Origin of the sequence: Streptomyces sp. NPDC014656 (assembly GCF_043084305.1) — a bacterium.
GTDB lineage: Bacteria > Actinomycetota > Actinomycetes > Streptomycetales > Streptomycetaceae > Streptomyces.
On sequence record NZ_JBIBZN010000002.1, the window covers coordinates 601,844 to 627,169 of the forward strand.

Sequence of the window (25,326 nt, forward strand, 5' to 3'; positions counted from 1 at the left end):
AGGATCAACTGGCGACGTTCTGCAGCGAACACGAAACTGACAGTAACGTGCGGCGCGGATGCTTTTCAGCACTATGGGCCGGATTGTGGAAGATGCACACGGGCGGGGCTCCCAAGTGGTATAGGAAGCCCCGCCCTTGATCCGTGCCGCGCCTGGACTATGCCCCGTCTTGCCGGGGGTTGTCCGAGTCGGCGAACCGTTCCCGCAGGCGGGGGCGGTGATCGCCGCTCCGGGCACCCCCGCCCTGCGAGGGGTCAGCCCTCGCCCGAGGTCTTTCGGGTGTGCAACTGCCGTGCCACTTCCGCGATCGAGCCCGACAGGGAGGGGTACACGGTGAAAGCATTTGCGATCTGTTCGACCGTCAGATTGTTGTCGACCGCGATCGAGATCGGGTGGATCAGCTCGCTCGCCCGGGGGGCGACGACACAGCCGCCGACCACGATGCCGGTGCCGGGGCGGCAGAAGATCTTGACGAAGCCGTCCCGGATGCCCTGCATCTTCGCGCGGGGGTTGCGCAGCAGCGGCAGCTTGACGACCCGGGCGTCGATCTTGCCCGCGTCCACGTCCGCCTGGGTGTAGCCGACGGTCGCGATCTCGGGGTCGGTGAAGACGTTCGAGGAGACCGTCTTGAGGTTGAGCGGGGCCACCGCGTCGCCGAGGAAGTGGTACATCGCGATCCGGCCCTGCATGGCGGCGACCGAGGCGAGCGCGAAGACGCCGGTGACGTCGCCGGCCGCGTAGACGCCCGGGGCGGAGGTGCGGGAGACCTTGTCGGTCCAGATGTGACCGGAGTCCTTGAGCCTGACCCCGGCCTCCTCCAGGCCCATCCCGGCGCTGTTCGGGATCGCGCCGACGGCCATCAGGCAGTGGGTGCCGGAGATGACCCGGCCGTCCGAGAGGGTGACCTCGACCCGGTCGCCGACCCGCTTGGCGGACTCGGCGCGGGAGCGGGCCATGACGTTCATGCCGCGGCGCCGGAAGACGTCCTCCAGGACGGCGGCCGCGTCCGGGTCCTCGCCCGGCAGCACGCGGTCGCGGCTGGACACCAGGGTGACGCGGGAGCCGAGGGCCTGGTAGGCGCCGGCGAACTCGGCGCCGGTCACACCGGAGCCGACCACGATGAGCTCCTCCGGGAGCTCCTTGAGGTCGTAGACCTGCGTCCAGTTCAGGATCCGCTCGCCGTCCGGCTGGGCGTCGGCCAGCTCGCGCGGGTGGCCGCCGGTCGCGATCAGCACGGCGTCGGCGGTCAGCGTCTCCTCGGTGCCGTCGGCCGCCGTCACGATCACCTGACGGGAGCCGTCGACGGCCTGCCGGCCGGAGAGCCGGCCCCGGCCGCGCAGCACCCGGGCGCCCGCCCGGGTGACGGAGGCGGTGATGTCGTGCGACTGGGCGAGCGCGAGCCGCTTCACCCGTCGGTTGACCTTGCCGAGGTCCACGCCGACGACGCGGGCGGCCTGCTCCACGTGCGGGGTGTCGTCCGCGACGATGATGCCCAGCTCCTCGTAGGAGGAGTCGAAGGTGGTCATCACCTCGGCGGTGGCGATCAGGGTCTTGGAGGGGACGCAGTCGGTCAGGACGGACGCGCCGCCGAGGCCGTCGCAGTCGACGACGGTCACCTCCGCGCCGAGCTGGGCGCCCACCAGGGCAGCCTCGTATCCGCCGGGTCCGCCGCCGATGATCACGATCCGGGTCACTGGGATCTACGCCTCGCGCTCTCGTTCTGCCGGGGGTGTGCGGCCCCCGCTGGGCTGCAGTGCGTACGCCATTGTCCCGCACGCTTCAAGTGCGTACCCCATTGTCCCGTACGGGGCGGACTCCCTCGCGCCGGGGCCGGAAAAACCCCGCCGGGCGCGGCGGAAGCCCCCGTGCGGCCGCCACCTCGGGGTTCGCCGGACACCCCCGTCCCTCCCGTACCCTCGGTCCCATGTCGCTCTACGCCGCGTACGCCGGCAACCTCGATCCGCGGCTCATGACCCGCCGCGCCCCGCACTCCCCGTTGCGCGGCACCGGCTGGCTGAACGGCTGGCGGCTCACCTTCGGCGGGGAGCAGATGGGCTGGGAGGGGGCGCTCGCCACCCTCGTGGAGGCCCCGCGCCAGCAGGTCTTCGTGGCGCTGTACGACATCGCCCCGATGGACGAGGACTCCATGGACCGCTGGGAGGGCGTCGGGCTGGACATCTACCGGCGGATGCGGGTCCGGGTGCACACCCTCGACGGCGAGGAGCCGGCCTGGGTCTACGTGCTCAACGCGTACGAGGGCGGGCTGCCGTCCGCGCGCTACCTCGGGGAGGTCGCGGACGCGGCGGAGTCGGCGGGGGCCCCGCACGACTACGTGATGGAGATCCGCAAGCGGCCCTGCTGAGGCCCTGCCCCGCCCGCGCGCCGGAGCGCCTTCGTGGGAAACGACAAGACAACGATCGCATGTCCGTCCGCGCCGTCATCTACGCGCGTAGGAATTATCCGGCTAGGCTTCTTCGCGAATGAATTCCGTCCGGGGCCACCTCCCTCGGACCCCCTCCCCGAGGCGAGAGAGCCAGTGAACGCTACTGCCACCCCGTACGAGGCCGCCGAGGCCGCAGCCGCGCGACTGCGCGAGCTGACCGGAGTCGAGAACCACGACGTCGCCCTGGTCATGGGCTCGGGCTGGGCCCCGGCCGTGGACGCCCTGGGCGCCCCCGAGGCCGAGTTCCCCGTCACCGAGCTCCCGGGCTTCCCGCCGCCGGCCGTCGAGGGCCACGGCGGCAAGATCCGCTCGTACAAGATCGGCGAGAAGCGCGTCCTGGTCTTCCTCGGCCGCACCCACTTCTACGAGGGCCGCGGCGTCGCCTCCGTCGCGCACGGCGTCCGCACCGCCGTCGCCGCCGGCGTGAAGACCGTCGTCCTCACCAACGGCTGCGGCGGCCTGCGCGAGGGCATGCGCCCCGGCCAGCCGGTCCTCATCAGCGACCACATCAACCTGACGGCCGCCTCGCCGATCGTCGGCGCGAACTTCGTCGACCTCACCGACCTGTACTCGCCGCGGCTGCGGGCGCTGTGCAAGGAGGTCGACGAGACGCTGGAGGAGGGCGTGTACGTCCAGTTCCCCGGCCCCCACTACGAGACCCCCGCCGAGATCAACATGGTCCGCGTCCTGGGCGGCGACCTCGTCGGCATGTCCACCGTCCTGGAGGCCATCGCCGCGCGCGAGGCCGGCGCGGAGGTCCTCGGCATCTCCCTCGTCACCAACCTGGCGGCGGGCCTGTCGGGCGAGCCGCTGAACCACGAGGAGGTGCTCCAGGCGGGGCGCGACTCGGCGGCGCGGATGGGTGAACTGCTGACGCGGGTCCTCGACCGGATCTGAGCCCTCCCGGCGGGGCGGCGCGGGCCGGGGCCGCCGCGCGGGGCCTCTCCCCCGCCCCGCCCCTTCCCGGAACCAGGGGCTCCGCCCCCGGACCCCCGCGCCTCGAACGCCGGCGGGGCTGACCTCGGCCCGTCCGGGGCCCGGGCGCTCGTCCCCGGTTTCGGGAAGGGGCGGGGTGGGGGAAGGCTCCGCGCAGCGGCGTCCCCGCGCCCCACCCGCCCGCACCTTCCCCTCCCCCTTCCCGCACACGAAAGGCGCATCACCGTGACGCAGGACGAACTCCTCGCCCGGGCCCAGGCCTGGCTCGCCGAGGACCCCGACAGCGAGACGCGCGACGAACTCGCCGCGCTGATCGAGAACGGCGACACCGACGAGCTGACCGTCCGCTTCGCCGGGACGCTGCAGTTCGGCACCGCCGGGCTCCGCGGGGAGCTGGGCGCCGGGCCCATGCGGATGAACCGGGCCGTGGTGATCCGGGCCGCCGCCGGCCTCGCCGCGTACCTCAAGGCGCAGGGGCAGGCCGGCGGGCTGGTCGTCATCGGGTACGACGCCCGCTACAAGTCCGAGGACTTCGCCCGGGACACCGCCGCCGTGATGACGGGCGCCGGGCTGCGCGCCGCGCTGCTGCCGCGCCCGCTGCCGACGCCGGTCCTCGCGTACGCCATAAGGCACCTGGGCGCGGTCGCCGGCGTCGAGGTGACGGCGAGCCACAACCCGCCGCGCGACAACGGCTACAAGGTGTACCTGGGCGACGGCTCGCAGATCGTGCCCCCGGCCGACGCCGGGATCGCGGCCGAGATCGACGCCGTGCGGGCGCTGGCGGACGTGCCGCGTCCGGACAGCGGCTGGGAGGTGCTCGGCGAGGAGGTCCTGGAGGCGTACCTGGCCCGCACCGACGCCGTCCTGACCCCCGGCTCGCCGCGGGGCGCGCGGACCGTCTACACCGCGATGCACGGCGTCGGGAAGGACGTCCTGACGGCGGCCTTCGCCCGGCACGGCTTCCCGCCGCCGGCGCTGGTCGCCGCGCAGGCGGAGCCCGACCCGGCGTTCCCGACCGTCGCCTTCCCGAACCCCGAGGAGCCGGGGGCCATGGACCTCGCCTTCGAGGCGGCCCGGGCCGTCGACCCCGACCTGGTCATCGCCAACGACCCGGACGCCGACCGCTGCGCCGTGGCCGTGCCGGACGCGTCCGTCGAGGGCGGCTGGCGGATGCTCCGCGGCGACGAGGTCGGCGCGCTGCTCGCCGCGCACCTGGTGCACAAGGGCGCGCGGGGCGTCTTCGCGGAGTCGATCGTGTCGTCCTCGCTGCTCGGCCGGATCGCCGAGGCGGCCGGGGTCGGGTACGAGGAGACGCTGACCGGCTTCAAGTGGATCGCCCGCGTCGAGGGGCTGCGGTACGGCTACGAGGAGGCGCTCGGCTACTGCGTGGACCCGGAGGGCGTCCGCGACAAGGACGGCATCACGGCGGCGCTGCTCGTCGCCGAGCTGGCCTCGGAGCTCAAGGAGCGGGACCGGACGCTGACGGACCTGCTCGACGACCTGGCGGTCGCGCACGGGCTGCACGCCACGGACCAGCTGTCGGTGCGGGTGGAGGACCTGGGCGTCATCGCGGACGCGATGGCCGCCCTGCGCGGGACCCCGCCGACGCGGCTCGCGGGCCTGGCCGTCGTCTCGGCGGAGGACCTGACCGAGGGCACGGAGTCGCTGCCGCCGACGGACGGCCTGCGCTACCGCCTGGACGGCGACTTCAAGGCCCGGGTGATCGTCCGCCCGTCGGGCACGGAGCCCAAGCTGAAGTGCTACCTGGAGGTCGTGGTCCCGGTCTCCGACGCGAGCGGCCTGGCGGCGGCCCGGGCGACCGGCGCCGAGGTGCTCGGCGCGCTGAAGAAGGACCTGGCGGCGGCCGCGGGGCTGTGACCGGGGAGTTAGGCGGAAGGGCCGGTACGGGTTTCCGTACCGGCCCTTCCACGTACGGGTGCTCCATACCGGCCCTCGCGCGTACGGGCGTTCCGTACCGGTCCTTCCGCGTGCCGCCAAGGCTTGTCGGTCTCCGCTGGGCGGCCTCGGCCGCCAGCGGGACACGGAAGCGGTCGATAGGCGGAGCGGCAGGCGGAGCGGCGCTCGTACGCCCTCCCGGAGAGGGCCGCCGTCAGCCCGTCGGCGTCGCGCGGCAGGCAGACCCGGCCGTTGCCGCCCTCGGTGTGCCGCACCCCGCCCCCAGGGACGCGTGCTCCGCGCGGAGCGCCGCGAACGCGGCCCGGCAGGCGGCGTGGCCGGCGAAGCACTGTCCCGGCCGCGCGACCAGCCGCCGGCCGTACCGCCCGTCGGATCTCACGTCGGCCAGACAGCGCGTCCCGGACACACCGGTGCCCTTGGTCATTGCCCCCGCCCCCACGGTCTCGGTACGGGCGGTCCATCGAAGCCGCCGGGGTGGAGGAGGGTGCGGCCCGGCCTCAGCCGGTCGCGGCGAGCACCACGAAGAGGACCAGTCCGACGGCGGCCGGGGCGATGATCTCGTACGCCCAGCGGATCTGCGGCGCGCCCTGCGCCTCCGCCCGGCCCTGGTACCGCTCGGCCATCTCCCGCAGGTCGGCGACGTTCTGGTCGCTGGGGGCGACGCGCGAGGCGTCCCGGACGTCGGCGGTGACGGAGGTGCGCCCGTGGGGGTCGTCCTGGGAGGCGCGGGCGGCCCGGCGGGCGGCCCGCTTGCGCTGCCGCAGCGAGACGGGCACGGCCCACAGCTGGTACTTGGCGCCCTCCTGCGTGAAGACCTCGCTGGAGTAGCCGGCCCGGATGTCGGCGACGGCGGCCCAGGGCAGCAGGATCGAGCGGAAGGGGTTGCGGATCCGGAGCCGGTCCTCGTTCGCGTACACGGCGGGCCGGACGGTGAAGGCGAGGATCAGCGGCACGACGAGCAGGAGTCCCGCCATCGCCAGCCAGGGCGTCCGGCCCTCGCCGCGCAGCATCGCGTCACCGGCGAAGACGAGCGACAGGGCGAGCAGGAAGACGCCTCCCACGATGCCGGGGGTGGAGCGGTAGACCCGGTCGGCGAAGGTCGGCTCGGGGTTCGGGTCGGAGGGCGCGGGGCTCGTCATGCCGCCGATTCTGCCTCAGGAGGGGACCCGGGGCTCGGGCGCCCCGCTCACCACGGAGGCGGGGCCGGGGCGGGGCGGCGGGTGACGGCGGGGCGGCGGGGCCGGGGCGCGGCGGGGGGCGGCGGCGGGGCAGCGGGTGGCGGCACAGCGGCGGGTGACGGCGGGGCGGCGGCGGGCCGGTAGGGCGGTGACGGGCCGGCGGCGGCTCCGGGTGCTCAGGCCCGCCGGGCGGCGACCAGGTCCGCGTACAGGATGATGTTGTCCGGCCGGTGCCCGTCGACGAGCTCGCCGCCGCAGGTGATCACGCGCAGTTCGGGACGGCGGGTGTCGCCGTAGACCTTCTCCGTCGGGAAGGCGTCCTTGTCGACCTGCTGGAGCTCGCGGACGCGGAAGACCGCCGCGGTGCCGTCCGCGCGGGTCACGGTGACCTCGTCGCCGACCCGGACCTTCGAGACGTCCTTCAGCACGGCGGGGCCGCGCGCGGTGTCGAAGTGCCCGATGAGGACGGCGGGGCCGGTCTCGCCGGGGGTGACGCCCTTGCCGTACCAGCCGATCCGGTCGGCCTGGGCGACCGGGGGCACCTCGACGGTCCCGTCGGCGTTCAGCCCGAGGTCCAGGACGCCCCGGGCGTCCACCGCGGCGGCGGGCAGCCGGACCCGCACCGGCAGCGAGCGGGCGAGCGGCTTCACGGCGGGGGCGGCGGGCACCGGGGCGGCCGACTCCGCGATCCGGGCGGGCGGGGTGGCGGCGGTGCTCCCGCCCTCCGCGGAGCAGCCGGCGAGGGCGGCCACGAGGAGGACGGCGGCGGTGAGGGTACGGCGGCGCATGGGACGGCTCCGGGTGGGACGGGTGCGGCCGGCCGTCGTGGGGTGCCGACGGCCGGCCTGGACGGTTCCGGGCTCCGGGCTCCGGGCTCGGGTCAGGGGCGAGGAGCGGGGCGCGCGGGTCGTGCGCGCGGGGTGTACGGGTCAGCCCCGGGCCGCGGCGGCACGGCGGCGCAGCACGGTGAAGCCGAGCCCGGCGGCGGCCAGCGAGGCGGCGCCCGCGCCGATCGCGACGAGCGCGGCGGAGCCCTCCTCGGCGGCGGGCTCGGCGGCGGGCTCGGCGCCGGCCGCGACCCCGCCGCGCGGGACGACGGAGGTCTGGCCGCCCTGCGCCTGGGCGCCGGTGCCGGTCGAGGTGCCGGTCGAGGTACCGGTCTGGAGGTGGGCGGGCTCGCAGTTCCGCGGCAGGCGCGGGAAGGCGTGGGTGCCGCCCTCGGCGTCGCCGCCCTCCGTCTTGGCGTAGAGCGCCGGGGTGGCGGTGTTCGCGCCGTCGATCCGCAGGACGACGCCGGAGCCCTTGGAGACCTCGGGGTGGTGGCGGTCGAGGGTCTCGAAGACCGCCTCGCCGTCGGCGGTGCGGAAGGTCGCCTTCGGGCCGTTCAGGCCCATGACCAGCTTGGCCGAGGTGCCGGCGCCGATGGAGACGATCCGGCCGAAGGTGCAGTCGTCCAGCTTGAAGAAGTCGCCGGGCTTGAGCTGCTCGCCGTTCTCCGCGTCGATTCGCACGGGGGCGGACTGCCGGGCGGCGCCGGGGACGAAGGCGGAGAAGCTGCCGGGCGACTCCAGGACGACGACGGCCTTGCCGAAGAAGTAGACCTTGCGGTCCCCGGCGGTCAGGTAGACGAAGCCGCCGCCCTTGCCGGTGGCCGGGTCGATCAGCCGCAGGCCGTAGTGGCCGTCCTTCTCGCCGACCTCCACGACCGTGCCGTCCGCGAGGCGGTAGCGGCCGGGCTCGGCGGCGGCGGTGTTGCCGATCCAGTTGTGGAGGGTGCCGTCCGGGTTGAGGACGAGGTACTCGCCGTTGTCCTGGCCGGCGACGGAGCGGGTGACGGCGTGGAGCTCGCCGACCTTCCGGTCGCCGCGGAAGAGCTCGGCGAACCAGTTCTGCTCCTGGAGCTTGTAGATCTTGGCGATGGTGCCGCTGACCAGCTTCTCGGTGCGGACCAGCGTGGCGTGCTCGGGGCCGGCCTCGACCGCGGTCACCTCGCCCTCGGCGTCGAGGGTCACCGCGTAGCCGGAGAAGATCCCGGTGTCGGCGGAGCCGTGGCCGCCGCCGGCCTTCAGCTCGCCGAGCACCGTGGTGCCGCGCAGGACGGTGGCGGTGAAGTAACGGTGCTGGGTGCCCTTGTCGTAGACCTTCGCCGTCAGGCCGCCGTCGAGCTCGACGGTGCGGACCAGGACGTCGGCGTCGGCCTCGGCGTCGGCCTCGGCGGCGGGGGCGGCCGTCGCCGGGGCCGTCGCCGCCGGGGCGGTGGTGGCCGGGGCGGGGGCGGCGGGGGCGGCGGTCGCGGGAGTCGTGGCGGCGGCCGCCGGCTTCGCGGCGCCCTTCGCGGGCGCGGCGGGCACGGCGGGCGCGGCGGGCGCGGCGCCCTTCGCGGGTGCGGCGGGCGCGGCGGTCGCGGCAGGCGCCGGGGTCGTACCGGCGGCGAAGGCGCTGCCGGCCGTGAGGACCGGGGCGGCGGCGACGCCTGCGACGAGCGCGGTGGCGAGGGCGGTGCGAAGGGCGGTGCGCATAACGACTCCCGAGAAGTTGCGTGGCGGATGAGGAAGAGCCGCATGCCTGGCTGATGTCTCGATCGGGGAGGGCCGGTGAGTTCTCGCTGGCTGCTGATAAAGAATCTAAAGATCTTGTATGGGGGACCGGTCCGCTCCGTGTCACGGGCGCGTGACAGCCGTCACGGCCCCCGACGGACCTTTCAGCTCCCCCTTCCGCGCCCTCCTTCCGCGCCCCGCCCGCGCCCGCGTGAAGCCCTTGTGCCGCCCGGGCACCACGCCGTCCCGGGGCCGTGACCTCGGCCTCCTCGGGCGCCCTCCCCTGTACAGGTCGCTACGCGCGTAGATATGCTCGACTGGTGACCATGCCCACCACCGCATCCGCAGCAGCGGCCTTCGCCGACGTGACCGCGTCCGAGAGCACGCTGCGCCGCTTCCTCCACGGGCTGCCCGGCGTCGACGCCGTGGGCCTGGAGGCGCGCGCCGCGTCCCTCGGCACCCGCTCGATCAAGACCACGTCCAAGGCGTACGCCATCGACCTGGCCATCTCCATGATCGACCTGACCACGCTCGAAGGCGCGGACACCCCGGGCAAGGTCCGGGCCCTCGCCGCCAAGGCCGTCCACCCCGACCCGACCGACCGCACGACCCCGACGACCGCCGCCGTCTGCGTCTACCCCGACATGGTGGCCACCGCCAAGGCCGCCCTCGCGGGCTCGGACGTCAAGGTCGCCTCGGTCGCCACCGCCTTCCCGGCGGGCCGCGCCGCCCTCCCGGTGAAGCTGGCCGACACCGCCGACGCGATCGCCGCGGGCGCCGACGAGATCGACATGGTCATCGACCGTGGCGCCTTCCTCGCCGGCCGCTACCTGGAGGTCTACGAGCAGATCGCCGCGATCAGGGCCGAGTGCGGCGACCGCGCCCGCCTCAAGGTGATCTTCGAGACCGGCGAGCTGTCCACGTACGACAACATCCGCCGCGCCTCCTGGCTCGGCATGATGGCCGGCGCCGACTTCATCAAGACCTCGACCGGCAAGGTCGCGGTCAACGCCACCCCGGCGAACACCCTGCTCATGCTGGAGGCGGTGCGCGACTTCCGCGCCCAGACCGGCGTGCAGATCGGCGTGAAGCCGGCCGGCGGCATCCGCAACACCAAGGAAGCCATCAAGTTCCTGGTGCTGGTCAACGAGACCGCGGGCGCGGACTGGCTGGACAGCCACTGGTTCCGCTTCGGCGCCTCCAGCCTGCTCAACGACCTGCTGATGCAGCGCCAGAAGATGGCGACCGGCCACTACTCCGGCCCCGATTACGTGACGGTGGACTGATCGACATGACCTCCCCCTTCGAGTACGCCCCCGCGCCCGAGTCGCGCGCGGTCGTCGACATCGCCCCGAGCTACGGCCTGTTCATCGACGGCGAGTTCACCGACGCGGCCGACGGCAAGGTCTTCAAGACCGTCTCCCCCTCCACCGAGGAGGTCCTGTCCGAGATCGCCCAGGCGGGCGAGGCGGACGTGGACCGCGCGGTGAAGGCCGCCCGCAAGGCCTTCGAGAAGTGGTCCGCGCTGCCCGGCGCCGAGCGCGCCAAGTACCTCTTCCGGATCGCCCGGATCATCCAGGAGCGCAGCCGCGAGCTGGCCGTCCTGGAGACCCTGGACAACGGCAAGCCGATCAAGGAGACCCGCGACGCGGACCTCCCCCTGGTCGCCGCCCACTTCTTCTACTACGCGGGCTGGGCCGACAAGCTCGACCACGCCGGCTACGGCGCGAACCCGCGCCCGCTCGGCGTCGCCGGCCAGGTCATCCCCTGGAACTTCCCGCTGCTGATGCTGGCGTGGAAGATCGCCCCGGCCCTCGCGACCGGCAACACGGTCGTCCTCAAGCCGGCCGAGACCACCCCGCTCTCCGCCCTCTTCTTCGCGGACGTCTGCCGCCAGGCGGGCCTGCCGAAGGGCGTCGTCAACATCCTCCCCGGGTACGGGGACACCGGCGCCGCGCTGGTCGCGCACCCGGACGTGAACAAGGTCGCCTTCACCGGCTCCACCGCCGTCGGCAAGCAGATCGCCCGCACGGTCGCCGGCACCGACAAGAAGGTCACCCTGGAGCTGGGCGGCAAGGGCGCCAACATCGTCTTCGACGACGCCCCCATCGACCAGGCCGTCGAGGGCATCGTCAACGGCATCTTCTTCAACCAGGGCCAGGTCTGCTGCGCGGGCTCCCGCCTGCTGGTCCAGGAGTCGATCCAGGAGGAGCTCCTGGACAGCCTCAAGCGCCGCCTGTCGACGCTCCGCCTCGGCGACCCGCTCGACAAGAACACCGACATCGGCGCCATCAACTCCGAGGAGCAGCTGACCCGCATCACCTCGCTGGTGGAGCGGGGCGAGGCGGAGGGCGCCGAGCGCTGGACCGCCGCCTGCGACCTCCCGGAGGCGGGCTACTGGTTCGCCCCGACGCTCTTCACGAACGTCACCCAGGCGCACACCATCGCCCGCGACGAGGTCTTCGGACCGGTCCTGTCGGTCCTCACCTTCCGCACCCCGGACGAGGCCGTCGCCAAGGCCAACAACAGCCAGTACGGCCTGTCCGCCGGCATCTGGACGGAGAAGGGCTCCCGCATCCTGGCGGTCGCGAACAAGCTCCGCGCCGGTGTCGTCTGGGCCAACACGTTCAACAAGTTCGACCCGACCTCGCCGTTCGGCGGCTACAAGGAGTCGGGCTTCGGCCGCGAGGGCGGCCGCCACGGTCTGGAGGCCTACCTCGATGTCTGAGCAGACCCGACTGAACGTCTTCAAGACCTACAAGCTGTACGTCGGGGGCAAGTTCCCCCGCTCCGAGAGCGGCCGGGTGTACGAGGTGAGCGACTCCAAGGGCAACTGGCTGGCGAACGCCCCCCTCTCCTCCCGCAAGGACGCCCGTGACGCGGTCGTCGCCGCCCGCAAGGCGCAGGGCGGCTGGGCGGGCGCGACCGCCTACCTGCGCGGCCAGATCCTCTACCGCGTCGCCGAGATGCTGGAGGGCCGCCGGGACCAGTTCGTCCGCGAGGTCGCGGACGCCGAGGGCCTGTCGAAGTCGAAGGCGGCCGCCCAGGTCGACGCGGCCGTCGACCGCTGGGTCTGGTACGCGGGCTGGACCGACAAGATCGCCCAGGTCGTCGGCGGCGCCAACCCGGTCGCCGGCCCCTACTTCAACCTCTCCACCCCGGAGCCGACCGGCGTCGTCACCGTGCTCGCCCCCCAGGAGTCGTCCTTCCTGGGCCTGGTCTCGGTGATCGCCCCGGTCATCGCGACCGGCAACACCGCCGTCGTCATCGCCTCGGAGAAGGCCCCGCTCCCCGCCCTCTCCCTGGGCGAGGTCCTGGCCACCTCCGACCTCCCCGGCGGCGTGGTCAACATCCTGTCCGGCAAGGCGTCCGAGATGGGCCCGCACCTCGCGGCCCACCTGGACGTCAACGCCATCGACCTGACGGGCGCGGACGCCGACCTGGCCCGCGAGCTGGAGGTCGCGGCGGCGGAGAACCTGAAGCGCGTCCTGCGCCCCCGTACCGAGGACTTCGCCGAGTCCCCCGGCACGGACCGCATGACCGCCTTCCTGGAGACGAAGACCGTCTGGCACCCCACGGGCTCGCTGGGCGCGAGCGGCTCCTCGTACTAGGCGCCGCCGTGCGGACGGCCCCCGACCGGCAGCACCGGTCGGGGGCCGTCGTCATGCCCTCGCTACGGCAGCAGCTTCTGCGTCAGCGGTCCGGCGACCGGCAGGTCGGCCACCGCCCCGCCCTCGGTGAGGTGGCCGGTGACGAGGTCGGTGCCGACCGGCTTGAAGTCGGCGACCTGGGCGCCGATGCCGTTGGCGAGCGGGTCGACGCCGGTCTTGGCCAGCGGGTCGAGCTGCAGCCTCGTCAGCGGGCCCACGCCGTGCGTGACGCCGGCCAGGGCGCCCGCACCGGCCGCGCCGGCGTCCGTGCGGGTCAGCGAGTCCACCGGCAGCGGCACGGCGGCGCCCGGGGCGGCCTGCGCCGCCACCGACGCCCCGAACACGGCGGCACCGGCCGCGGTGACGCCGAGACCGGCCTTGAACAGGAGGCCGCGGCGGGGGGCCTTCGGCTCTGCGTGACGCGCCATGGGGATCCTTCCGAGGGGTGAGCGGGCGGCCACCGACAGTAGTGGAGGTGTGATGCTCGATACCAACGGCCCTCCTCGGTGGTCCCCTGGACGGGGTAATGCCTCACACTGGTGTTCCGTGAGTTCCCAATCGATCCCCGCCCGGGTCGTCCTGCTCGCGGGCCCCTCCGGCTCCGGCAAGTCGTCCCTCGCCGCCACCGCAGGTCTTCCGGTGCTGCGCCTCGACGACTTCTACAAGGAGGCGGGCGACCCGAGCCTCCCGCTCGTCGACGGCAGCGACGACGTCGACTGGGACTCCCCGCTCTCCTGGGACGCGGACGCCGCCGTCGCCGCGATCGTCGAGCTGTGCCGTACGGGCCGGACCGACGTCCCCGTGTACTCCATCGCCACCAGCTCGCGCACCGGCAGCGACCGCCTCGACATCGAGCGGACCCCGCTCTTCATCGCCGAGGGCATCTTCGCCGCCGAGATCGTCACCCGCTGCCGCGAACTCGACGTGCTGGCCGACGCGCTCTGCCTGCGCGGCCGCCCGTCCACCACCTTCCGCCGCCGGCTCCTGCGCGACCTGCGGGAGGGGCGGAAGTCGGTCCCGATGCTGCTGCGCCGCGGCTGGCGCCTGATGCGGGCCGAGCGCGCCATCGTCGCCCGGCAGACCGAGCTGGGCGCCCACCCGTGCGCGAAGCCGGAGGCCCTGGGCCGCCTCGCCGCCGCCGCGGCGGGCCGTCACCGGACCCCCGCGGGCCGCTGAGACGCCCCGCGCACGCGCGAAGCGGGCCCTACGAGACCCCCCGGACTCGTACGACCCGCTTCGCTTTTCCCCCGTGGGCCCCAGATCCCCCCTGGAGCCCTCCCCCGTTGTTCCCCCGTGTTCCCCCGATCCTCAGGCGACCAGTTCGCCGAAGGACTCCTCCTGGTCACGGCCGAAGCTCAGCACCTCGTCCTCGCGCAGTCGCCGCAGCGACCGCCAGATGCTCGACTTCACCGTGCCGACACTGATGTCCAGGATCTCCGCGATCTCCGGATCGGTCCGGCCCTCGTAGTAGCGCAGCACCAGCATGGTCCGCTGGAGCTCGGGCAGGCGGGCCAGGGCCTGCCACAGCACCGCGCGCAGCTCGGTGCCGCGCATCGCGTCCGTCTCGCCGACCGTCTCCGGCAGCTCCTCGGTCGGGTACTCGTTGACCTTCCGCCGGCGCCAGGCGCTGATGTGCAGATTGGTCATCGTGCGGCGCAGGTAACCGCCGACGGCGGCCTTGTCGCTGATCCGCTCCCAGGCGCGGTACGTGGAGAACAGCGCGCTCTGGAGCAGGTCCTCGGCCTCGAAGCGGTCACCGGTCAGGTGGTAGGCGGTGGCGTACAGGGAGGCCCGGCGCTCCTGGACGTAGGCCGTGAACTCGGCCTCCGAGCAGGAACGCTCCCCCGTGGCCTCCCCGTACGCCGCTCCCCCGTCAGCGACGGCGACCATGTAGGGCGCCTTGCGCTGACGCCCGACGGTACGAACGCACCCCCGTCCGTTCGCGAGACCGCCGGACTTCTCGTTGCTCCGCACGACGTCGTGGAGACGCGTGACAACTGCGCTGTTGGTGGTGCCGTGCAGTGTGTTCATTTCGCGCCCCCCGTCGTTCGGAGTGAGTGTTTCGGTCCGTGTGCCAAGAAGCTTGCCCGGCGGACTTCATGGCGTTGTCCGCCGACTGTCACAGACGTGTCACAGGGGCGGCTGCGGAAGCGCGCCTCCGGGCGGTCGAACTCGGACGGCTCATGAGCCAGAATGACGTCCGTGCCTTTTCTGCTGCTGATCGAGGACGACGACGCCATCCGCACGGCCCTCGAACTCTCCCTGTCCCGGCAGGGCCACCGGGTGGCCACCGCCGCGTCGGGCGAGGACGGCCTGCTGCTGCTCAAGGAGCAGCGGCCCGATCTGATCGTGCTGGACGTGATGCTGCCCGGCATCGACGGGTTCGAGGTGTGCCGGCGGATCCGCCGCACCGACCAGCTCCCGATCATCCTGCTCACCGCGCGCAACGACGACATCGACGTGGTCGTGGGGCTGGAGTCGGGGGCCGACGACTACGTGGTGAAGCCGGTGCAGGGGCGGGTGCTCGACGCCCGCATCCGGGCCGTGCTGCGGCGCGGTGAGCGGGAGTCGACGGATTCGGCGAGCTTCGGCTCGCTGGTGATCGACCGGGCCGCGATGACCGTGACGAAGAACGGCATGGACCTCCAGCTGACCCCGACCGAGCTGCGGCTGCTGCTCGAACTGAGCCGGCGGCCCGGACAGGCGCTGTCCCGGCAGCAGTTGCTGCGGCTGGTCTGGGAGCACGACTACCTGGGCGACTCGCGTCTGGTGGACGCGTGCGTGCAGCGGCTGCGGGCGAAGGTGGAGGACGTGCCGTCCTCGCCGACCCTGATCCGCACGGTGCGGGGCGTCGGTTACCGGCTGGACGTCCCTGCGTGACGAAGGGGAACAAGGGGGTGTTCGCCCGGCTGCGGCTGTCCAGCCTGCGCCTGCGGCTCGTCGTGGTGTTCGCGCTGGTGGCGCTGACGGCCGCGGTGTCGGCGTCGGGGATCGCGTACTGGCTGAACCGCGAGGCGGTGCTCAAGCGCACCCAGGACAGCGCGCTGAACGACTTCCGGGGCGAGATGCAGAACCGGGCGGCGACGCTGCCGCTGCGGCCGACCCAGGAGGACCTGCGGCGCACCTCCGAGGAGATGACGGCGGGTGCCGCCGGCTACCAGGTGCTGCTGCTGGGCGAGCGGGCGGCGGGGAAGCCGATCGTGGGCGCCTCGGACCCGGACGTGTTCACGCTGGCCGACGTGCCGGCGTCGCTGCGGGCCGCGGTGGACACCCGGCGCCCGGTGACGGACGCGAACCCGTATCCGTACCACCTGTTCTGGCAGCGGACGGAGCGGGGCGGGACGCCGTACCTGGTGGGCGGGACGCGGATCGACGGCGGCGGTCCGGCCGGCTACATGTTCAAGTCGCTGGCGGCGGAGAAGGCGGACCTCAACTCGCTGGCGTGGTCGCTGGGGATCGCGACCGGGCTCGCGGTGATCGGCTCGGTGCTGCTCGCGCAGGTGGCGGCCTCGACGGTGCTGCGGCCGGTGCGGCGGCTGGGCGAGGCGGCCCGGCAGCTCGGCGAGGGCAAGCTGGACACCCGGCTGCGGGTGACCGGCGCGGACGAACTGTCCGATCTGTCGCGGACGTTCAACAGCGCGGCGGAGAACCTGCAGAAGAAGGTGGCGGACATGAGCGCCCGGGAGGAGTCCTCCCGGCGGTTCGTCGCCGACATGTCGCACGAGCTGCGGACCCCGCTGACGGCGCTGACGGCGGTGACGGAGGTCCTGGAGGACGAGCAGGACTCCCTGGACCCGATGATCGCCCCGGCGGTGGCGCTGGTGGTGAGCGAGACCCGGCGGCTCAACAACCTGGTGGAGAACCTGATGGAGGTGACCCGCTTCGACGCGGGCACCGCCCGGCTGGTCCTGGACGACGTGGACATCGCCGACCAGATCACCGCCTGCATCGACGCGCGGGCCTGGCTGGACGCGGTGGACCTGGACGCGGAGCGCGGCGTCGTGTGCCGGCTCGACCCGCGCCGGCTCGACGTGATCCTGGCGAACCTCATCGGGAACGCGCTGAAGCACGGCGGCTCCCCGGTGCGGGTCTCGGTGCGCACCGAGCCGGGTGAGGACGGCGAGGAGGACCTGGTCGTCGCGGTGCGGGACCACGGTCCCGGCATCCCCGGCGAGGTGCTGCCGCACGTCTTCGACCGCTTCTACAAGGCGAGCGCGCAGCGGCCCCGCTCCGACGGCTCCGGCCTCGGTCTGTCGATCGCGATGGAGAACGCGCTGATCCACGGCGGGACGATCACCGCCGACAACTCGGTGGACGGGGACGGCGCCGTGGACGGCGCGGTGTTCGTGCTGCGGCTGCCCCGGGACGCGTCGGCGGTCGCCCGCGCCCTGGGCACCGGCACCCGGCAGGGCAAGGGAGAGGACGAGTGAGGCTGCGTACGGTGGCGGCGGTCCTGCCGGCGGTGGCGCTCGCCGCGCTGGTCACCGGCTGCGGGATCAGGACGACCTCGGTGCCGGTGGACGCGGGCGCTGCCCCGTCGCGGGTGCCGTGCAACGTGCCGGAGGCGCAGGCGCCCGCGCCGGGGGTGCCGGTGCGGGCGTTCCTGGTGTGCGGTTCGCAGCTGGAGCCGGTGGACCGCAGGTCGCCGCAGCCGGAGGACAAGGCGAGCGGCGATCCGGTGCGGACGGCGTCGGCGCTGCTCGCGCAGCTGCTCGCGGAGCCGTCGGAGGCGGAGCGGCAGGCCGGTTTCACCACGGCGGTACGGGCTCCGCTGTCGGTGGCGCGCGGCCGGGCGGGCGATCCGGAGGGCACGCTGCGGCTGAGCCGGCAGCCGGAGGACCTGGCGCCGGCGGCGCTGTCGCAGCTGGTGTGCACCTTCGCGGAGAGCTCGGCGGGCGCGGGCGGGCACACGGTGCTGCTGGCGGGCCCGGGGGCGTACCCCCCGAAGCGCTACCGCTGTACGACGCAGCTGCGGGAGCGGCCCGAGTCGGCGCCGCCGACGGCGCCGGCCGCCCAGGTGACGCCGGCGGGCTGAACCGGAACCGTTTCCGGCGCGGGCCGCGTCTTGGGGGGCGTGCAGCGTCAAGGTTCGGGCGGGAACGCCGCCGTGGTCGTCCGCGTGATCGGGTTCGTGCTCCTGATCGCGCATCTGCTGCTCGTCGCCTGGACCGGCCTGCTCCCACGGGACGTGGCCTGGGTGACCGCCCCGAACACGGTGCCGCTGGCCGGGCTGCGGGCCGATCTGGCGCTGGGGCCCGCCGCGGCGGCCCGGCCGATCGCCGGGGGCCTGCTGCTGCTCGCCCCGCTCGGGGTGCTGCTGCCGATGTGCGACGGGCGGCTCGACGCCTCGCGGTGGGGGTCGCTGACCCGGACGACGGCGGCGGGGGCGCTGGTGTCGCTGGCCCTGGAGCTGCTCCAGACCGCGGTGCCGGGGCAGGTCGTGGACGTGGACTCGGTGCTCCTGAACACGCTCGGGGTGGCGCTCGCGCATCTCCTGGTGGTGCCCGCGGCGCGGGTGCGGCTGCGGCGCCGGCGGGAGTCCCCGGAGGGCCGCTCTCAGGGACGTGTCGTGACCGGGAACGAGCGGGCTCAGGGTGGTACCCCGAGGATTCCCAGGGTTCCGATCGCCCGGTAGACCGACGTCGAAGGGACGGCGGCGAGGGCACCATGGAGTCGTCGGGAGGCCCGGAGGAGCGGCTTCCCGGAACCGACGAAGGAGCCCACCATGGCCGCACTTGTCCGCCCTCGCGACGGCCGGATGCTCGGCGGTGTGTGCGCGGCGCTCGCCCGGCGCTTCGGCACCTCCGCCCTGACGATGCGCTTGATCTTCCTGGCCTCGTGCCTGCTGCCCGGCCCGCAGTTCCTGCTCTACCTGGCGCTGTGGCTGCTGCTGCCGAGCGGGGATCGGGCCACGAAGGCGGCGGCCTGGTAGGAGGCCGCGGAGCACGCCGAAGGGGCGCGGACCCGGATGTTCCGGGTGCGCGCCCCTTCGGCGTGGGGTGGTGCGGGTCAGATCGGCAGGCCGGTGGCGCCGAGCGGGAGGCCGCCGAGCAGGCCGGTGGCGGCGCCGAGCGGGGTGGCGCCGAGGGCGCCGGTGGCGGCGTCGGTCGGCAGGTTCTGGGTGGCCTGGCCGGCCGCCCCGGGGAGGGTCTTGACGCCCTGGTCGAGGCCCTGGCCGAGGGCGCCCTGGCCGGCCCCGAGGGCCTCGCCGGCTCCGTCGGGCAGCTCGGTGAGGCCGTCGCCCAGGGGGGCGAGCTGGGTCACGGAGCCCAGCGCGTCGGCGCCGTCGAGCGGTGCCGGGAGCGGGGCCGCGGAGGCCGTGCCGGCGGCGGCAGCGGCGAATGCGGCGCCGAGGGCGGCGACACCGAGCTTCTTGGCGGCAGACTGCTTCATCTGAGAATCTTCCTTGGGCTTGGGGGCTGAGCTTCGGGACATCAGGAGAACAAATCCGGAACAGGGAAATCCGGATATGCAGAGCAGCTCCGCAAACTAACCGCCCCGCCTCCGCTCCGCAAACACCGGAAAGCCGCCGGGTGTCGCGCCTCCCGGCGGCTCCGTGCCCCTCCGTGGCCCTTCCCTCAGCCCGCCTGACCGGAAGAAGCGCTGGTCGTGGCGGTCTGCCGGAAAAGCCACTCGGATTTCAGTTCGGCATATCCGGGCTTGATCACGTCGTTGATCATGGCCAGTCGTTCATCGAAAGGAATGAACGCCGATTTCATCGCATTGACCGTGAACCACTGGAGGTCGTCGAGCGTGTAGTCGAATGCGTCGATCAGCAGCTCGAATTCCCGGCTCATGCTGGTGCCGCTCATCAGCCGGTTGTCGGTGTTCACCGTCGCCCGGAAGTGGAGCTTGCGGAGCAGCCCGATGGGGTGCTCCGCGTACGAGGCGGCGGCGCCGGTCTGGAGGTTGGAGGTGGGGCACATCTCCAGCGGGATCCGCTTGTCGCGGACGTACGCGGCGAGCCGGCCGAGCCGCACCGAACCGTCCTCGGCCACCTCGATGTCGTCGATGATCCGGACGCCGTGGCCGAGCCGGTCGGCGCCGCACCACTGGAGCGCCTGCCAGATCGAGGGCAGGCCGAAGGCCTCGCCGGCGTGGATGGTGAAGTGGTTGTTCTCCCGCTTGAGGTACTCGAAGGCGTCGAGGTGGCGGGTGGGCGGGTAGCCGGCCTCGGCGCCCGCGATGTCGAAGCCGACCACGCCGTCGTCGCGGTAGCGGTTGGCCAGCTCGGCGATCTCCAGGGCGCGGGCCGCGTGCCGCATGGCGGTGAGCAGGGCGCCGACCCTGATCCGGTGGCCGGCCTCGCGGGCCCGGCGCTCGCCCTCGCGGAAGCCCTCGTTGACCGCCTCGACGACCTCCTCCAGGGTCAGCCCGGCCTCCAGGTGCTGCTCGGGGGCGTACCGCACCTCGGCGTAGACGACGCCGTCCTCGGCGAGGTCGACGGCACATTCGGCGGCGACGCGGAAGAGCGCCTCGCGGGTCTGCATGACGGCGCAGGTGTGCGCGAAGGTCTCCAGGTAGCGCTCCAGGGAGCCGGAGTCGGCGGCCTCGCGGAACCAGATGCCGAGCTTGTCGGGTTCCGTCTCGGGCAGCTTCGAGTAGCCCTGCTCCCGGGCGAGTTCGATGATCGTGCCGGGGCGCAGACCGCCGTCGAGGTGGTCGTGGAGCAGCACCTTCGGGGCACGGCGGACCTGGTCCGCGGTGGGGACGTGGGATGTCTGGCTCGTCATTGCCGCACTCTAGCCCCTACGCGCGTAGAACGCGCCTCGTCGACGCCGGGGACGACGGGGTTTTCCCGGGTGCGCGGCCGGACCCCGGTTGCCTACCCTGACCGCATGAGCACCGCGTCCGAGCCCGCCCCGCCCTTCGCCGTCGACCCCGCCGAACTCCGGCGCATCCACGGCTTCGTGTCCGCCTTCACCCGCCGGCAGGCGGCCCGGACCGTCGACTTCCCCGGCGGATTCGCCGCGCTCGACGACGCCTACGCCCTGTCCCACGGCAACAACCACCTCCTCGTGGACGGCCCGACCGACCCCGGGGCGCTGCCCGGCCGGGCCGACGAACTCCTCGCGCACCTCCCCCACCGGGCGGTGTACGTGCTCGACGGGCCGACCGCGGCCGCCTGCGCGGGGCCGCTGGCCCGGGCCGGGTACACCTGCGCGACCGTCCTCCTCATGCGCCACCAGGGCCCGGTGCCGGAGCTCGGCGGGGCGCGCGAGGTGGACCTGCCGTCCCTCGCGGGGCCGGTCGCCGACAGCTGGCGCCGCTTCCTGCCGGAGGCGGGGGACGAGGTGGTCCGGGACCTGGTCGACCGCCGGGCGGCCCGTCTGCGGGGCGCGCCCGACGTCCGCTTCCTCGCCTCCCACGACGAGTGGGGCGAGGTGGCCGCCTGGGGCGACCTCTACCTGGACCCGGCCTCGGGGGTGGCCCAGATCGAGGACCTGGTGACGGCCGCCTCCCATCTGCGGCGGGGTCACGCCGGGGTGGTCCTGGACACGGCGCTGCGCACGGCGGCCGGCGCCGGCTGCGCCACCGTCTTCCTCACCGCGCTCGCGGACGACTGGCCGCGCCACTGGTACGAGCGGCGGGGCTTCGCGCCCGTCGGCACCGTCCACTGCTTCGAACGCGCGTAGAGCGGAAGGCAGTTCGCCGGGGCGGCGATACGTAACAGAGACCGCGCGTACGACTGCCGTACACCTCGGCTTCTGAGACTGTTCTGTCATGGCGCAGTACGCACTCGTGGGGACTGCCGACGGCCGGAGACCCCGGCTCGGTCGGCCTGTCGGGGTTTCTCGGTCCGCGGCGGCGGTGGGCGGCGTGGCGCTGCTCCTGCCGGACGGGGAGCCGGTGTCCGGCCGCCGGGCCTCGGCCCGCGCGCACGCCGCCGTACTGCCGCTGGGGCGCGAACTCGCCCGCGCGGGACGGTCGGAGGGGCTCGTCCCGCAGGTGGTGCGCTACCGGGGGCGCGGCTGGAACGGCACCGACGCGGAGCTCGCGGCGGACGCCTCCTGGGCGGTCGCCGAGGCGGTACGGCGCTACGGCGACGTCCCGGTCTGCCTGATCGGCCACGGGATGGGCGGCCGGGCGGCGCTGCGGGCTGCCGGGCACCCGGCGGTCGGCGCGGTCCTGGCGCTCGCGCCCTGGCTGCCCGAGGAGGACGTGGCCGCCGAGCCCGAGCCCGTACGGCAGCTGACGGGGCGCCGGGTGATGATCGTGCACGGCACCGACGACGCCAGGACGGACCCCGAGCTGTCCTTCCGCTACGCGGCCCGCGCCAAGAAGACGAACCGGGAGACCTGCCGCTTCGAGGTGCACACGGACGGGCACGGGCTGCGCCAGTACGCCGACGAGGTGCGGGCGCTCGCCGCCGACTTCGTCCTCGGCGCCCTCTTCGGCCGTCCGGTCACCCGCCCGCTGACGGACGCGATGGCGGCCCCGCCGCCGATCGGCCTGCGGATGCCGCTGGCGGCGGGGTTCGGGAGCGGCTCACGCCGGCGCTGAGTCGTCCCGCGGCGGCTGCGACCCCTTCGGGAGGAGGTGGCCGCGGCGGCTCAGCAGGAACTTCTTGAAGGCGGCGACCGGAGCGGTGTCCGGATGGCCGTCCAGCCAGGCGACGCCGATCTCGCGGACGGCGCGCGGGGCGGTGACGGTCAGCTCGACGACACCGGGGCGGGCCACGGCGGGCGGCGGGAGCAGCGCCACGCCGAGCCCGGCCGCGACCAGGCCGCGCAGCGTCTCGGCCTCCTCGCCCTCGAAGGCGACCCGGGGCGTGAAGCCGGCCTCCGCGCACAGGTCGTCGGTGATGCGGCGGAGCCCGTAGCCCGGTTCGAGGGTCACGAAGGTCTCCTCGGCGGCCTCGGCGAGCCGGATGCGGCGGCGGCCGGCCAGCCGGTGGTCGTCGGGCACGACCAGCCGGAGCCGCTGCTCGTCGAGCCGGCGGCCGACCAGGTCGGGGGCGTCCGGCACCGGGGAGGTCAGGCAGAGGTCCAGCTCGCCGGAGCGGAGCCGCTCGATCATCGCCTCGCCGTAGTTCTGCACCAGGGTGAAGCGGACCTTCGGGTGGTCGACGCGGAAGGCGCGGATCAGCGCCGGGACCGTCTCCGAGCCCATGGTGTGCAGGAAGCCGAAGGCGACCCGCCCCGCGGTGGGGTCGGCGTCGGCCCGCACGGTGTCGGCGGCCCGCTCGACCTCGGCGAGGGCCCGCTCGGCGGCGGTCAGGAAACGGCGGCCGGCCGGGGTGAGCGCGACCGTGCGGCCCCGGCGGGCGAAGAGCGCCACCCCGAGGTCCTCCTCCAGCCGGACCATGGCCCGCGAGAGCGTCGACTGGGGCACGCCCAGCTCGGCCGCCGCCCTGGTCACGTGCTCGTGCCGGGCGACCGCGGCGAAGTAGGCGAGCCGCGGCGCGAGCAGCGGTCCCATGTCTTCTTCGTTACTGTTCGGTGACAGCCGGGGCCGTGACCTGTACTCATGCACCACGGGAACGATTACAGCAGATCCATGCATTGGACGCATGAAGCGGAGCGTCCTACGTTCGTGGCATGCCTTCCGCCAGTACCAAGGCGGACGCCGCCACCCCCGCGTCCGCCGACACCGCAGCCGACACCCGCCTCGCCCCGGGCGCCCCCGGCCACCGCCGGATGAGCCTCGCGCTCTTCGCCGCCGGTCTCGCCGCCTTCGCGCTCCTCTACTCCACCCAGGCCCTCCTCCCGGCGATCTCCGCCGAGTTCGGCGCCACCGCCTCGGCCGCCTCCTGGACCGTCTCCGCCGCGACCGGCGCGCTCGCCCTGTGCGTGCTGCCGCTCAGCGCGCTGTCGGAGCGCTTCGGCCGGCGCACGATGATGACCGCCTCCCTCACGGTCGCGGTCGGCGTGGCGCTCCTGGTGCCCTTCGCGCCCAGCCTGGAGGTCCTGATCGCGCTGCGGGCGCTGCAGGGCGCGGCACTGGCCGGACTGCCGGCCTCGGCGATGGCGTACCTGGCCGAGGAGGTGCGGCCCCGGGCGCTGATCGGCGCCATCGGCCTCTTCGTCGCGGGCAACTCGATCGGCGGCATGAGCGGCCGGATCGTCACCGGCTGGGTCGCGCAGATGTGGGGCTGGCGGGCCGGTCTGGCCGCCGTCGGCCTGACCTCCCTGCTGTGCGCGCTCGCCTTCCGGGCGCTGCTCCCGAAGGCACGCCACTTCACCCCCGGCACGCTGAACCCGAAGGCGCTCGCCGCCACGGTGAGGGGCCACCTCGCGGACCCGCTGCTCATGCGCCTGTACGGGATCGGCGCCCTGTTCATGACGGTCTTCGGCGCCGTGTACACGGTGATCGGCTACCGGCTGGCGGAGGCCCCCTTCTCGCTGCCGCAGGGCGTGATCGGCTCGGTCTTCCTGGTCTACCTGGTGGGCACGGCCTCCTCCGCGGCGGCCGGGAGGCTGGTCGGCCGGCTGGGCCGGCGCGGGGCGCTCTACCTGGCGGTCTCCACCACCACGGCGGGCCTGCTGCTCTCGCTCTCCGACGCGCTCGCCGCGGTCCTCGCGGGCCTGGTCCTCATCACGGCCGGCTTCTTCGCGGGCCACGCGGTGGCCTCCTCCTCGGTGAGCCGGACGGCGAAGACGGGCCGCGCGCAGGCCTCGGCGCTCTACCAGTCCGCGTACTACCTGGGCTCCAGCGCGGGCGGCACGCTCGGCGCGATCGCCTTCCACGCGGGCGGCTGGGCCGGGACGGTGGCGATCGGTCTGGTGGCGGTGCTCGGCGTCGTCTCCATCACGCTGTACGGCTCGCACAGCGCGCGCGTCGAGGCGCGGCGGATCCGTCCGGTGACGGCCTGAGCACGCCCGGATGACCGTACGGTCACAGGGCCGGTCGCGGTGCAACCGGTCCGCTCCCCCGGCCGTCCCCTATTTCAGGACTCTAGGGGGAGTTGACGATCATGAACCGATTCGCGAACCGGGCGGGGAAGAGAGCCGGCATAGCCGCCGGCCTCACCTCGCTGCTCGTGCCGGCCGCACTCGTGCTGGGCGCCGCGCCGGCCCAGGCCGCGTCGTGCAACGTGACGACGGGGCCGTACCAGAAGCAGGTCGAGAAGTTCCTCGGCCGCACCGTCGACGGCCGCCAGTCGTCCGCCGACTGCAAGGCCATCCAGGACTTCCAGCGCAAGCACGGCATCACCCCGACCATGGGGTACGCCGGCCCGCTGACCTGGCGCACCATGAACACGATGATCCAGCAGAAGGCGGCCGGGACCAACCCGAACAAGGACCGCAAGTGTCCGACCAACAAGGGCCGGATCGCCTGCGTGGACCTCACCCGCCAGCTCAGCTGGATCCAGGACGGCTCGCGCCTCAAGTACGGCCCGGTGCCGGTGCGCACCGGCAAGGACGGCACCGAGACGCGCACCGGCCTGAAGAAGATCTACTGGCGGAACATCAACCACTGGTCGACGATCTACCACGTGTCGATGCCGTACTCGCAGTTCTTCGACGGCGGCCAGGCCTTCCACTCCACCACCAAGTCCATGTGGAACCCGCCCGGTTCCGGCGGCTGCGTCAACATGCGCTCCGCCGACGCCAAGGCGTACTGGAACCTGCTGCGCAACGGCGACGACGTCTACGTCTACGGACGCAAGCCGGGAACCTGACCACGGCTGTCGGCGCGCTGCGGTAGCTTCGCTCTCACCG

The 25,326-nt window shown here is 73.8% G+C and carries 25 protein-coding genes; 16 read left to right on the top strand and 9 right to left on the bottom strand.

Annotation, left to right across the window (positions count from 1 at the left end; translation table 11 throughout):
- Window positions 1-254: 254 nt before the first annotated feature.
- Window positions 255-1,694: an NAD(P)H-quinone dehydrogenase gene (locus tag ACF1ED_RS06605; protein ID WP_391757269.1), complete on the bottom strand. Its 1,440-nt coding sequence runs from the start codon at window positions 1,692-1,694 to the stop codon at window positions 255-257.
- A 230-nt stretch (window positions 1,695-1,924) separates the two neighbouring features.
- Here ACF1ED_RS06605 and ACF1ED_RS06610 point away from each other — a divergent pair, with 230 nt between their 5' ends.
- The 3 genes from ACF1ED_RS06610 to ACF1ED_RS06620 all read left to right on the top strand — a co-directional run bounded on the left by ACF1ED_RS06610 (window position 1,925) and on the right by ACF1ED_RS06620 (window position 5,257).
- Window positions 1,925-2,362 carry a gamma-glutamylcyclotransferase gene (locus ACF1ED_RS06610; protein ID WP_043227006.1) on the top strand — a complete coding sequence of 146 codons (438 nt, stop codon included), beginning with the start codon at window positions 1,925-1,927 and terminating at the stop codon, window positions 2,360-2,362.
- A 174-nt stretch (window positions 2,363-2,536) separates the two neighbouring features.
- The gene (locus ACF1ED_RS06615) at window positions 2,537-3,340 is read left to right on the top strand and encodes a purine-nucleoside phosphorylase (protein ID WP_391757270.1); all 804 of its coding nucleotides are present in this window, start codon (window positions 2,537-2,539) and stop codon (window positions 3,338-3,340) included.
- A 264-nt stretch (window positions 3,341-3,604) separates the two neighbouring features.
- Window positions 3,605-5,257, top strand: a complete 1,653-nt coding sequence (locus ACF1ED_RS06620; RefSeq protein WP_391757271.1) for a phospho-sugar mutase — start codon at window positions 3,605-3,607, stop codon at window positions 5,255-5,257.
- 536 nt (window positions 5,258-5,793) lie between these two features.
- Here ACF1ED_RS06620 and ACF1ED_RS06625 read toward each other — a convergent pair.
- From ACF1ED_RS06625 to ACF1ED_RS06635, 3 genes are all read right to left on the bottom strand, one after another.
- Complete coding sequence (locus ACF1ED_RS06625) at window positions 5,794-6,435, bottom strand: PH domain-containing protein (RefSeq protein ID WP_391757272.1); 642 nt, start codon at window positions 6,433-6,435, stop codon at window positions 5,794-5,796.
- A gap of 215 nt (window positions 6,436-6,650) precedes the next feature.
- A complete protein-coding gene (locus ACF1ED_RS06630) occupies window positions 6,651-7,262 on the bottom strand; it encodes a class F sortase (RefSeq protein WP_391757273.1) in 612 nt (203 codons plus the stop codon).
- A gap of 141 nt (window positions 7,263-7,403) precedes the next feature.
- Window positions 7,404-8,993 carry a hypothetical protein gene (locus ACF1ED_RS06635; protein WP_391757274.1) on the bottom strand — a complete coding sequence of 530 codons (1,590 nt, stop codon included), beginning with the start codon at window positions 8,991-8,993 and terminating at the stop codon, window positions 7,404-7,406.
- Window positions 8,994-9,331: 338 nt separating this feature from the next.
- Here ACF1ED_RS06635 and deoC point away from each other — a divergent pair, with 338 nt between their 5' ends.
- From deoC to ACF1ED_RS06650, 3 genes are read left to right on the top strand one after another with little or no spacing between them, the layout of a single operon-like run.
- Entirely contained in the window at window positions 9,332-10,297 is a 966-nt protein-coding gene (deoC, locus tag ACF1ED_RS06640) for a deoxyribose-phosphate aldolase (RefSeq protein ID WP_391757275.1), read from the top strand.
- 5 nt (window positions 10,298-10,302) lie between these two features.
- Window positions 10,303-11,739 carry an aldehyde dehydrogenase family protein gene (locus ACF1ED_RS06645; RefSeq protein WP_391757276.1) on the top strand — a complete coding sequence of 479 codons (1,437 nt, stop codon included), beginning with the start codon at window positions 10,303-10,305 and terminating at the stop codon, window positions 11,737-11,739.
- Window positions 11,732-12,622 (top strand): aldehyde dehydrogenase family protein, encoded by an 891-nt coding sequence (locus ACF1ED_RS06650; RefSeq protein ID WP_391757277.1) that lies wholly within the window; start codon window positions 11,732-11,734, stop codon window positions 12,620-12,622. The genes ACF1ED_RS06645 and ACF1ED_RS06650 overlap by 8 nt, the downstream gene beginning before the upstream one ends.
- 62 nt (window positions 12,623-12,684) lie before the next feature.
- Here the strand turns inward: ACF1ED_RS06650 and ACF1ED_RS06655 are convergent, their stop codons facing one another.
- The gene (locus tag ACF1ED_RS06655; RefSeq protein ID WP_391757278.1) at window positions 12,685-13,089 is read right to left on the bottom strand and encodes a hypothetical protein; all 405 of its coding nucleotides are present in this window, start codon (window positions 13,087-13,089) and stop codon (window positions 12,685-12,687) included.
- Between the two features lie 52 nt (window positions 13,090-13,141).
- Between ACF1ED_RS06655 and ACF1ED_RS06660 the strand changes: the two genes are divergently transcribed.
- Window positions 13,142-13,837 carry an ATP-binding protein gene (locus ACF1ED_RS06660; protein WP_391757279.1) on the top strand — a complete coding sequence of 232 codons (696 nt, stop codon included), beginning with the start codon at window positions 13,142-13,144 and terminating at the stop codon, window positions 13,835-13,837.
- A gap of 132 nt (window positions 13,838-13,969) precedes the next feature.
- Here ACF1ED_RS06660 and ACF1ED_RS06665 read toward each other — a convergent pair whose 3' ends face one another.
- The gene (locus ACF1ED_RS06665) at window positions 13,970-14,692 is read right to left on the bottom strand and encodes a SigE family RNA polymerase sigma factor (RefSeq protein WP_391757280.1); all 723 of its coding nucleotides are present in this window, start codon (window positions 14,690-14,692) and stop codon (window positions 13,970-13,972) included.
- A gap of 171 nt (window positions 14,693-14,863) precedes the next feature.
- On the opposite strand from ACF1ED_RS06665, the gene afsQ1 reads away from it, so the two are divergent.
- The 5 genes from afsQ1 (at window position 14,864) to ACF1ED_RS06690 (ending at window position 18,593) form a co-directional block, all read left to right on the top strand.
- Complete coding sequence (gene afsQ1 / locus ACF1ED_RS06670) at window positions 14,864-15,541, top strand: two-component system response regulator AfsQ1 (protein WP_391757281.1); 678 nt, start codon at window positions 14,864-14,866, stop codon at window positions 15,539-15,541.
- Window positions 15,538-17,091, top strand: a complete 1,554-nt coding sequence (locus tag ACF1ED_RS06675; RefSeq protein WP_391757282.1) for an ATP-binding protein — start codon at window positions 15,538-15,540, stop codon at window positions 17,089-17,091. The genes afsQ1 and ACF1ED_RS06675 overlap by 4 nt, the downstream gene beginning before the upstream one ends.
- Entirely contained in the window at window positions 17,088-17,696 is a 609-nt protein-coding gene (locus tag ACF1ED_RS06680; RefSeq protein WP_391757283.1) for a hypothetical protein, read from the top strand. Before ACF1ED_RS06675 ends, ACF1ED_RS06680 begins: the two co-directional genes overlap by 4 nt.
- Window positions 17,697-17,735: 39 nt before the next feature.
- Window positions 17,736-18,296, top strand: coding sequence for a VanZ family protein (locus ACF1ED_RS06685; RefSeq protein WP_391757284.1), 561 nt, complete (start codon window positions 17,736-17,738; stop codon window positions 18,294-18,296).
- Window positions 18,297-18,386: 90 nt separating this feature from the next.
- Window positions 18,387-18,593, top strand: a complete 207-nt coding sequence (locus ACF1ED_RS06690) for a PspC domain-containing protein (RefSeq protein ID WP_391757285.1) — start codon at window positions 18,387-18,389, stop codon at window positions 18,591-18,593.
- A 77-nt stretch (window positions 18,594-18,670) separates the two neighbouring features.
- On the opposite strand, the gene ACF1ED_RS06695 is transcribed toward ACF1ED_RS06690, so the two are convergent.
- The gene (locus ACF1ED_RS06695; protein WP_391757286.1) at window positions 18,671-19,054 is read right to left on the bottom strand and encodes a hypothetical protein; all 384 of its coding nucleotides are present in this window, start codon (window positions 19,052-19,054) and stop codon (window positions 18,671-18,673) included.
- Window positions 19,055-19,239: 185 nt separating this feature from the next.
- Window positions 19,240-20,394 (bottom strand): adenosine deaminase, encoded by a 1,155-nt coding sequence (locus tag ACF1ED_RS06700; RefSeq protein ID WP_391757287.1) that lies wholly within the window; start codon window positions 20,392-20,394, stop codon window positions 19,240-19,242.
- A gap of 105 nt (window positions 20,395-20,499) precedes the next feature.
- Here ACF1ED_RS06700 and ACF1ED_RS06705 point away from each other — a divergent pair, with 105 nt between their 5' ends.
- Both ACF1ED_RS06705 and ACF1ED_RS06710 read left to right on the top strand, forming a co-directional pair.
- Complete coding sequence (locus ACF1ED_RS06705; protein WP_391757288.1) at window positions 20,500-21,297, top strand: GNAT family N-acetyltransferase; 798 nt, start codon at window positions 20,500-20,502, stop codon at window positions 21,295-21,297.
- A gap of 88 nt (window positions 21,298-21,385) precedes the next feature.
- Window positions 21,386-22,165 carry an alpha/beta hydrolase gene (locus ACF1ED_RS06710; RefSeq protein ID WP_391757289.1) on the top strand — a complete coding sequence of 260 codons (780 nt, stop codon included), beginning with the start codon at window positions 21,386-21,388 and terminating at the stop codon, window positions 22,163-22,165.
- On the opposite strand, the gene ACF1ED_RS06715 is transcribed toward ACF1ED_RS06710, so the two are convergent.
- Window positions 22,151-23,140, bottom strand: coding sequence for a LysR family transcriptional regulator (locus ACF1ED_RS06715; RefSeq protein ID WP_391757290.1), 990 nt, complete (start codon window positions 23,138-23,140; stop codon window positions 22,151-22,153). The two genes, ACF1ED_RS06710 and ACF1ED_RS06715, sit on opposite strands and share 15 nt — an antisense overlap.
- A 62-nt stretch (window positions 23,141-23,202) precedes the next feature.
- Between ACF1ED_RS06715 and ACF1ED_RS06720 the strand changes: the two genes are divergently transcribed.
- The gene (locus tag ACF1ED_RS06720) at window positions 23,203-24,477 is read left to right on the top strand and encodes an MFS transporter (RefSeq protein WP_391757291.1); all 1,275 of its coding nucleotides are present in this window, start codon (window positions 23,203-23,205) and stop codon (window positions 24,475-24,477) included.
- A gap of 101 nt (window positions 24,478-24,578) precedes the next feature.
- Window positions 24,579-25,286, top strand: coding sequence for a L,D-transpeptidase family protein (locus tag ACF1ED_RS06725; protein ID WP_391757292.1), 708 nt, complete (start codon window positions 24,579-24,581; stop codon window positions 25,284-25,286).
- The last annotated feature ends 40 nt before the right edge of the window (window positions 25,287-25,326 follow it).

What these genes read in the sequence shown, in the direction of transcription:
- ACF1ED_RS06690 (WP_391757285.1), top strand. Translation starts at nt 18,387, where the DNA reads ATGGCCGCACTTGTCCGCCCTCGCGACGGCCGGATGCTCGGCGGTGTG.
- ACF1ED_RS06645 (WP_391757276.1), top strand. Translation starts at nt 10,303, where the DNA reads ATGACCTCCCCCTTCGAGTACGCCCCCGCGCCCGAGTCGCGCGCGGTC.
- ACF1ED_RS06635 (WP_391757274.1), bottom strand. Translation starts at nt 8,993, where the DNA reads ATGCGCACCGCCCTTCGCACCGCCCTCGCCACCGCGCTCGTCGCAGGC.
- ACF1ED_RS06700 (WP_391757287.1), bottom strand. Translation starts at nt 20,394, where the DNA reads ATGACGAGCCAGACATCCCACGTCCCCACCGCGGACCAGGTCCGCCGT.
- ACF1ED_RS06665 (WP_391757280.1), bottom strand. Translation starts at nt 14,692, where the DNA reads ATGAACACACTGCACGGCACCACCAACAGCGCAGTTGTCACGCGTCTC.
- ACF1ED_RS06710 (WP_391757289.1), top strand. Translation starts at nt 21,386, where the DNA reads ATGGCGCAGTACGCACTCGTGGGGACTGCCGACGGCCGGAGACCCCGG.
- ACF1ED_RS06655 (WP_391757278.1), bottom strand. Translation starts at nt 13,089, where the DNA reads ATGGCGCGTCACGCAGAGCCGAAGGCCCCCCGCCGCGGCCTCCTGTTC.
- ACF1ED_RS06720 (WP_391757291.1), top strand. Translation starts at nt 23,203, where the DNA reads ATGCCTTCCGCCAGTACCAAGGCGGACGCCGCCACCCCCGCGTCCGCC.
- ACF1ED_RS06610 (WP_043227006.1), top strand. Translation starts at nt 1,925, where the DNA reads ATGTCGCTCTACGCCGCGTACGCCGGCAACCTCGATCCGCGGCTCATG.
- ACF1ED_RS06695 (WP_391757286.1), bottom strand. Translation starts at nt 19,054, where the DNA reads ATGAAGCAGTCTGCCGCCAAGAAGCTCGGTGTCGCCGCCCTCGGCGCC.
- ACF1ED_RS06705 (WP_391757288.1), top strand. Translation starts at nt 20,500, where the DNA reads ATGAGCACCGCGTCCGAGCCCGCCCCGCCCTTCGCCGTCGACCCCGCC.
- ACF1ED_RS06650 (WP_391757277.1), top strand. Translation starts at nt 11,732, where the DNA reads ATGTCTGAGCAGACCCGACTGAACGTCTTCAAGACCTACAAGCTGTAC.
- ACF1ED_RS06660 (WP_391757279.1), top strand. Translation starts at nt 13,142, where the DNA reads ATGCTCGATACCAACGGCCCTCCTCGGTGGTCCCCTGGACGGGGTAAT.
- ACF1ED_RS06630 (WP_391757273.1), bottom strand. Translation starts at nt 7,262, where the DNA reads ATGCGCCGCCGTACCCTCACCGCCGCCGTCCTCCTCGTGGCCGCCCTC.
- ACF1ED_RS06625 (WP_391757272.1), bottom strand. Translation starts at nt 6,435, where the DNA reads ATGACGAGCCCCGCGCCCTCCGACCCGAACCCCGAGCCGACCTTCGCC.
- ACF1ED_RS06725 (WP_391757292.1), top strand. Translation starts at nt 24,579, where the DNA reads ATGAACCGATTCGCGAACCGGGCGGGGAAGAGAGCCGGCATAGCCGCC.